This window comes from Paenibacillus sp. 01T422, assembly GCF_056398785.1.
Map to the genome: position 1 here is coordinate 1 of NZ_JBFTQB010000255.1, position 7,150 is coordinate 7,150.

The following is a 7,150-nucleotide window of genomic DNA, read 5'->3' on the forward strand; positions in this document are numbered from 1 at the left end:
CACTTAGAGGGGAACAACAGGGCGTTATTCCCCTAAATTCAGCTCCTTACATATGCTGGCGGGAACTACGATCCCTTATTTGATCGAATTTCATTCGTTATGGCGAAAAAGGGTGAAATAGCATACTGTAGATCCCGTTCATAGTGGAAACCGTCTATTTCAAGCGAAATAGCGTACCACAGTTCCGCAAGACCTCCACTAATGCAAAAAAAAGCCCGCCGCCAATTCATTCATTGGCAAGCAGGCTTCTCAACTTTCTATTCGTCTTTCTTACGCRTTTTATCCAATTCTTCAAGCAATTTACGAACTGCATCTGGATCGGCTGAACCACTCTCTTTAAAAGCTCTCAGCTTATTTAGTAAATCCGCAGCAATAGCTTCATCCTCTGACTGCTCCGCTTCATGCGTGGGATCGAACCAGATGTAGAAACCTTCCGGCCCATTGCGCAAAAAGGCTTTACGCCAAAACTCCGGATACGCATAGCCTTGCTCCCCAAAAATCATGCCAAGCACATCATCGCTGTCAATCGGCAGCAAATAATGGAATGACTCCGGTTCTCCGGTATTCGTAAAATCCCGGTGCATGTAAGCATAATGAAGATAATGCTCACCTGTCTCTGCATCTTTGGATACTTCGTACAGATCCAGTTCCGTTTGAAGCAATTCTTTGACAGGAACAATCCGTGAGGCAATTGTTTCAGCAGAAATCTTTTGATGATGAATGAATGATGTTTCTTGTTCCATTTAAACTCACCTCTTTCCTTACGCGACAATTTGTCTAGCTCTAGTCACCTAACATTAGGCTATGAGTCTGATCTACGAGTTGATTCCATGATCGCATTGCGCAAAGAACGTTTAGGCAGCTTCCATTTATAAAACACGGATAACATTCTCAAAATGACGATAAGTGCAAAAAGCACGGAAATCTGCCAAGCTCCTTGCGACCAGCCCAAACCAACCAACGCACCAGCCAACATGCCCCATACCGCATATATTTCGTCCTTTAGCACAAGTGGCTTACGACCAGCCAGCACATCTCGGACCATCCCGCCGCCGATCCCCGTTAGAACAGCAGCGACAATTACAGCACTTAGCGGATGTCCCATATTCGTTGCATAGAACGCACCTTGAATTGAGAAAGCAGCCAAGCCAATAGCATCAAAGAAAGCTTCCCACGTCTTCCACACCCGAATGTATTTGACCGGCATCAGAAAGACCAAGGTCATCGCAAATAACGCGATTTGAAAATATAGCCCTTGCTCCCACAGCAAGACGACGGGTTTGCCAATCAGCAAATTACGAATCACACCACCGCCGAATGCTGTTACGAGCCCTAGAACATAGACCCCTAGAATATCATAATCCTCTTCCATCGCAACAATCGCTCCGCTCACTGCGAAGGCGATCGTTCCGATGATACTGAACAACTCCCAATTCACTTGCTGCAGCCCCTGTCTACTCGATATCCCAATTCAATTTAACTTCATTGCCGGTTTGTGAGGATTGGTAAATCGCATCTAGAATTAAATTATTCGTATAGCCCGTCATGACAGAGGTAATTGGTTGCTGACCGCTTTCGATGCAGGATAGGAAGTGTCTCATCATACGCACACGGGGTCCTTCATCCAGTTCTGGCACAGTCAAATCCACATCCGCTTCGCGGTCAAACATTTCGGCGAGAAGCTTTCCTTTATTTCCGCGAATCGAAGCGCCTCCTTCGGAACCGAGCAGCTGAACATAAGGCTGACTATCCGTTTCGATTAGTGCGGCCCAGCTTACATCGAGCGATAGGGTTGCACCATTATCGAGCTTTATTAATGCTGTTGCCAAATCTTCTACATCGTATTGCCCATCCCAATTCGGTGTCCCCCAGGAGCCTATCCCTTTTTTACGCGGACCAAATTCTGCATAAGTTGCCCCATAGACCGAAACTGGTTTCGGATTTCCCATCAAATAGAGGGATAAATCTAACATATGTACACCTAGATCAATTAACGGGCCGCCACCGGACTTACCCATCTGAGTAAACCAAGTTCCCCACCCGGGAATCCCTTTACGTCTCATCCAGCCTGCTTTGGCATGATAAATATGGCCTAGTGCGCCTTTATCAACCTGTTGTTTGACAGCCTGTGAAAGGACCTCCCAACGCAGTTGGTGTGGAATCATCAATACCTTGCCTGCCTTGCGCTCTGCTTCTACAATTTGTCTTGCTGATTCGAGATTGAGCGCCATAGGCTTCTCCAGCATGACATGTTTACCTGCTTCTAGGGCTTGGATGGCGATAGGTGCATGCCATTCATTAGATACTGCAATAACTACCGCATCAATGCTTGGATCAGCGAGCAGCTTGTCCGAACTGTCATAAACCCGCTCAATGTTATACTGCTTGGCTCTAGCCTCTGCAAGTGGTAAGTACACATCCGTTACCGCGGCAATTTCTGCCTCCGGCACTTTTTTCAGCACTTCCATATGTACATTTCCGATGTTTCCGGAACCGATAATACCGATACGGATTGGTTTTCCTGCTGTCATTTAAATCCCCCCAAAACATGTTTGATTACAATCTTTCTTATTATAATTGTGCTTATCTTTCCCCGCAACCGCCAATCTATCGCTCCGCCCCATCATTTGTAGACGGGTATCCCGATTAATTTTAAAAGTTATTCGAAGAACTAGCCCTCTCTTGCTATTCTTTACATATAATAAGATACTAAAACTTTTTTAATAGTTTGTCTCAAACATATCTAACATTTGAATTGTATCCTAAATAGGTAGACCAGCTGGTACATTTCCCAGATGGAAGACGTGAAGGAGGGCTTAATATGCAAGCAGTTACCATTAAATTCAAAAACAAATCCATTCCCGTGCTTAATTTCACACATCGCAGTTCACATATGGAATTGTTGTCCAGCAAGCTTAAGGAGTTTGAACTCCACTTTGAATTTCGCCGTAAATTAAAAATGATCTCGCTGATCGAGATCATTGGTGATGTCGCTATTTTCAAGTATAACGACGGCACAAAATTGTATTTAGAAGTTTCTTAAGTCGACTTCGGGAAATATTCCTTCTGCAGCTGACTAAGCTCCTGAAGAGAGCGCCTAGCCCATGCTTCCATTTCCGACAACTTAGAGATTTGAGCCATAAGCGCTCTCTCCAGTGATTCTTGATATTCAGGAATCGCACCTGTATATGAACGTATTGTTGCAATCGGCATTAAAGCGATCTCCTGGAACGACAATGCCCGTCTTTGATGAAAAAAAGCTACGCTTGGGTCCATCGGATTATGCAAGTCCCCTTGTGTTGGATGTTCTTTTACAGCCAAAATGCGGACTGCTGCTTTCATCGTACTCGACATTTCCACCACTTCACCATAATAAACACCCGTCTTATACTCAGCAATAACGTGATCTCCGATTTGAAAGCTGCTCATTTCTTATCATCTCCTATTAGTTACTTGCTGCTCAGTGGCAGCAGTTTGCGATATAGCTCATCCACCGATTGCATGCGATAAATCAATTGTTTGTCATGCCCTGGTTCAAAAATAGCGATACATGGCACGCTGGTAACTTGCCATTCATGACTAATTTGCGGCAGAAAATTAATGTTGCTCTTATAAAGCGGCAAAGAAGGCTGCATAGTCATAATGATCTCTAACATACGTTCTGTCACTTTGCATGTTCCGCAAAATGGCGTATACAAAAATACAGCAAAGGACGCCTCCTGCCTGTTAACGATCTCAAGCAATTCTTGTTGAGACAGCTCCTTCATGCTAACCTCCTCGTTCATCTAACCAAGTCAAACTGTCAGCCGCATAGCCGATAAGATGAGGGAAATCATCCAAATGGCTCTCATCGACTTTTCTGCCGAATGAAAGCGTAATTTGATTATGATACATCATCGGGAAAATGCCGTATTTGTAAGAAAGAAGTTGTGTGATTTGCGGACGATGCTCCCAAATACGGCCTAACTGCTCTTCGATATGCTTGCATTCTATTTCTGGATTCTTAACTTTCGTAAAAAGCTTAATCGTAAGCGTACAGCCCGGTTTAGCTGTAGGGTTTTCTAATATTTCAGCAGCCAAGTCGCTTAAATGAACATGCAAATTGATTTCAGCTTTACTCGGCTTATCAATTTTCCTTGCAAATTCAATTGCATACGTTCGGGACATCGAAGAAAGATCTACAAGATCTTCCCGGCGTGTTATTAAAATTTTGCCATCCAAATCCAAGTCATAGACGGCTCCTTCTAAAACCACCTTAATGTTGTCGTAGATCGTTGGGTCAAACATCGTTCACACCTTCTTTCATCTTTTGTTTGATTCGATTATACTATTAACATATCACGGTAAAGAAGGTGTTTCTATGTCAGACAAGCCACAAGATCAGCTGGACGAACAACAAGGTCCCAAAAAGGTCAGCCTAGCGGATGCGATCAAACAAAAGTTAGCTCAGAAGAAAGCGGATCAAGCCGCAGCACGTGCCAACCCTAAACAAGCCGRCAATGGCAACCAAAGTGCCAAAAGTCAAATGACGAAAAAAGTAAATAATCAACGCCGTCGTACTGGCGGAAGCTAGAGCTATGTAGGCAAAAGCGCCCTGAGAGTCATACATCAGGGCGCTTTTCATTTGGGCTTACGCGTATTGAGCTTCGCGCAATCTTTTTACATCATCATTTTCCAGGTATTCATCATACGTAAGCATTTTGTCGATGAATCCTTTTGGTGTAATTTCCATAACGCGATTGGCAATCGTTTGAATGAACTGATGGTCATGAGAAACGAACATCATCGTACCATCGAAATCAACAAGGCCGTTATTGAGCGCTGTGATGGATTCCAGATCCAAGTGGTTTGTAGGCTCATCAAGAATGAGAACATTAGCACCGCTTAGCATCATTTTGGAGAACATGCAGCGTACTTTTTCTCCCCCGGATAGAACGTTAGCTTTTTTCAATGCTTCTTCACCAGAGAACAACATACGTCCTAAGAAACCACGAAGGAATGATTCGTCTGGGTCTTTGGAATACTGGCGAAGCCAATCCACCAAGTTTAATTCAGAATTGAAATAGTCTTGACTATCTTTTGGGAAATAAGCTTGCGAAGTCGTAACTCCCCATGTGAACGTGCCCGAGTCTGCTTCCATCTCACCCATAAGGATTTTGAAAAGCGTCGTTTTGGCAATACCGTCCGGACCAACAAACGCGACTTTATCCCCTTTGTTAAGCGTGAACGTAATATTATCCAATACTTTAACGCCATCAATCGTTTTCGAGATGCTCTCAACAGCTAGGAGCTGCTTGCCAGCTTCACGCTCACCTTTGAAGTGAATGAACGGATACTTACGGCTAGAAGGACGAATATCTTCAAGAGTAAGCTTCTCAAGTTGTTTTTTACGGGAAGTTGCTTGTTTGGATTTGGATGCATTCGCACTAAATCGCGCGATAAAGGCTTCTAATTCTTTACGTTTTTCTTCTGTTTTCTTGTTTGCATCTCTTGTAAGTCTGAGGGCCAATTGGCTGGATTCATACCACCAGTCATAGTTACCCACGTACATTTGAATTTTACCAAAGTCAATATCCGCGATATGTGTACATACTTGGTTCAGGAAGTGACGATCATGGGATACAACGATAACAGTGCCTTCGAAACGTGCAAGGAAGTTCTCCAGCCAGCGAATCGATTCTAAATTCAAATGGTTGGTAGGCTCATCGAGTAGCAAAATGTTCGGATTGCCGAACAACGCTTGCGCCAAGAGAACACGAACTTTCTCATTGCCGTCGAGGTCTTTCATCTTCGTGTCATGCAGGGAAGTTGGAATGCCTAGACCAATCAATAGCTCTGCTGCGTCGGATTCAGCCTGCCAGCCATCAAGATCCTGGAACTCGCCTTCAAGTTCTGCAGCTCTCATGCCATCTTCTTCAGAGAAATCCTCTTTTGCGTACAGGGCATCCTTCTCTTCCATGATTTTGAACAAACGAGAATGACCCATTACAACGGTTTTCAAAACTTCGATTTCGTCAAACTCGTAATGGTTTTGTTTCAAGACTGCCATTCTCTCGCCCGGAGTGATAGACACTTCGCCTGTGTTAGGCTCAATTTCACCGGAAAGAATTTTTAGAAAAGTGGATTTCCCCGCACCATTCGCACCGATAAGACCATAACAGTTACCTGGAGTAAACTTAATATTAGCGTCTTCGAAAAGCGCTCTTTTGCCGTAACGTAGCGTCACGTTATTAACATTAATCATGTGGAATACATACCTGCCTTTATTGTAGTTTCTTCTATCATAACTTATTTCGCTCTATTTCTTCTACCAACTCGGATAAATAAGTCCATCTTTCCATTGCTGCTTCCAAATCCACTGTTGTTTGCTGCTCTTGCTCATACAAATCGCGAACACGGTCAAAGTCGCTGCCAGCTACTTCGATTTGCTGTTTCAAGCTTGCCGCCTTGTCTTCCAAAGCTGCAATCGTCCCCTCAATTTCATCCCATTCCTTCTGTTCTTTGAACGTTAGTTTCTTAGGACGGTTTGAGTTCRCAGAGCCGTTGGAAGCTGTGGAATTAATGGCTGCTGCTTTGCCAGTGCCAGCGTTGCTGCTTACTTGACGCGCCAATTCTTTACGTGCCTGCTCTGCCTCTTCTTGCTCTTGTTTCTCCTCCAAATAATCGGAGTAGTTGCCAATGTAAGGCTCGATTCCGCCCTGGCCATCAAAAGCAAACAGATGTGTAACCGTACGATCCAAAAAGTATCGATCATGAGAAACAGTAATAACTGCACCTGGGAAACTATCCAGATAATCTTCCAGTATGGTCAACGTTTGGATGTCCAAATCGTTCGTCGGCTCATCGAGTAGCAGCACATTCGGTTCACCCATGAGTGTGCGCAGCAAATATAGTCTGCGGCGCTCTCCGCCTGACAGCTTCCCGATAGGAGACCACTGCAGTGTGGGAGAAAACATGAAGCGCTCAAGCATTTGCGAAGCAGGAATCGTTTCACCATCCGACGTTCGAATCAGTTCAGCCGCTTCCTTGATATAGTCAATGACGCGCATCTTCTCATCCATCTCGACCGTCTCTTGCGTGTAATACGCGAGTTTCACGGTTTGGCCAGTCTCGATCGTCCCGCTGTCGGGCTGAATGCGCCCGGCGAGCA

10 protein-coding genes are annotated in these 7,150 nt (G+C 44.5%); 2 read left to right on the top strand and 8 right to left on the bottom strand.

The genetic code is table 11. The features are described from left to right. Nucleotides 1–257: 257 nt before the first annotated feature. The 3 genes from AC1DUA_RS15905 to AC1DUA_RS15915 are packed head-to-tail and all read right to left on the bottom strand — an operon-like array spanning nucleotide 258 to nucleotide 2,531. The gene (locus AC1DUA_RS15905; protein WP_477500700.1) at nucleotides 258–743 is read right to left on the bottom strand and encodes a hypothetical protein; all 486 of its coding nucleotides are present in this window, start codon (nucleotides 741–743) and stop codon (nucleotides 258–260) included. A 59-nt stretch (nucleotides 744–802) separates the two neighbouring features. Further along, nucleotides 803–1,438, bottom strand: a complete 636-nt coding sequence (locus tag AC1DUA_RS15910; RefSeq protein ID WP_145655003.1) for a trimeric intracellular cation channel family protein — start codon at nucleotides 1,436–1,438, stop codon at nucleotides 803–805. 16 nt (nucleotides 1,439–1,454) lie between these two features. Continuing rightward, nucleotides 1,455–2,531 carry a Gfo/Idh/MocA family protein gene (locus tag AC1DUA_RS15915; RefSeq protein WP_477500701.1) on the bottom strand — a complete coding sequence of 359 codons (1,077 nt, stop codon included), beginning with the start codon at nucleotides 2,529–2,531 and terminating at the stop codon, nucleotides 1,455–1,457. Between the two features lie 290 nt (nucleotides 2,532–2,821). Here AC1DUA_RS15915 and AC1DUA_RS15920 point away from each other — a divergent pair, with 290 nt between their 5' ends. Then, nucleotides 2,822–3,043 (top strand): hypothetical protein, encoded by a 222-nt coding sequence (locus AC1DUA_RS15920; protein ID WP_127451768.1) that lies wholly within the window; start codon nucleotides 2,822–2,824, stop codon nucleotides 3,041–3,043. Here AC1DUA_RS15920 and kapB read toward each other — a convergent pair. From kapB to AC1DUA_RS15935, 3 genes are read right to left on the bottom strand one after another with little or no spacing between them, the layout of a single operon-like run. After that, nucleotides 3,040–3,429, bottom strand: coding sequence for a kinase-associated lipoprotein KapB (gene kapB / locus AC1DUA_RS15925; protein ID WP_477500702.1), 390 nt, complete (start codon nucleotides 3,427–3,429; stop codon nucleotides 3,040–3,042). The genes AC1DUA_RS15920 and kapB overlap by 4 nt on opposite strands. Nucleotides 3,430–3,449: 20 nt before the next feature. Next, nucleotides 3,450–3,767: a thioredoxin family protein gene (locus AC1DUA_RS15930; RefSeq protein WP_477500703.1), complete on the bottom strand. Its 318-nt coding sequence runs from the start codon at nucleotides 3,765–3,767 to the stop codon at nucleotides 3,450–3,452. A gap of 1 nt (nucleotide 3,768) precedes the next feature. Further along, nucleotides 3,769–4,287, bottom strand: a complete 519-nt coding sequence (locus AC1DUA_RS15935; protein WP_477500704.1) for a hypothetical protein — start codon at nucleotides 4,285–4,287, stop codon at nucleotides 3,769–3,771. A gap of 73 nt (nucleotides 4,288–4,360) precedes the next feature. Here AC1DUA_RS15935 and AC1DUA_RS15940 point away from each other — a divergent pair, with 73 nt between their 5' ends. Continuing rightward, nucleotides 4,361–4,573 (top strand): hypothetical protein, encoded by a 213-nt coding sequence (locus AC1DUA_RS15940; RefSeq protein ID WP_477500705.1) that lies wholly within the window; start codon nucleotides 4,361–4,363, stop codon nucleotides 4,571–4,573. A gap of 57 nt (nucleotides 4,574–4,630) precedes the next feature. Here the strand turns inward: AC1DUA_RS15940 and AC1DUA_RS15945 are convergent, their stop codons facing one another. Both AC1DUA_RS15945 and AC1DUA_RS15950 read right to left on the bottom strand, forming a co-directional pair. Beyond that, complete coding sequence (locus tag AC1DUA_RS15945) at nucleotides 4,631–6,244, bottom strand: ABC-F family ATP-binding cassette domain-containing protein (protein WP_477500706.1); 1,614 nt, start codon at nucleotides 6,242–6,244, stop codon at nucleotides 4,631–4,633. Nucleotides 6,245–6,281: 37 nt separating this feature from the next. After that, nucleotides 6,282–7,150 (bottom strand): ABC transporter C-terminal domain-containing protein (locus tag AC1DUA_RS15950; protein WP_477500707.1); only part of this gene is annotated, 869 nt, incomplete at its 5' end.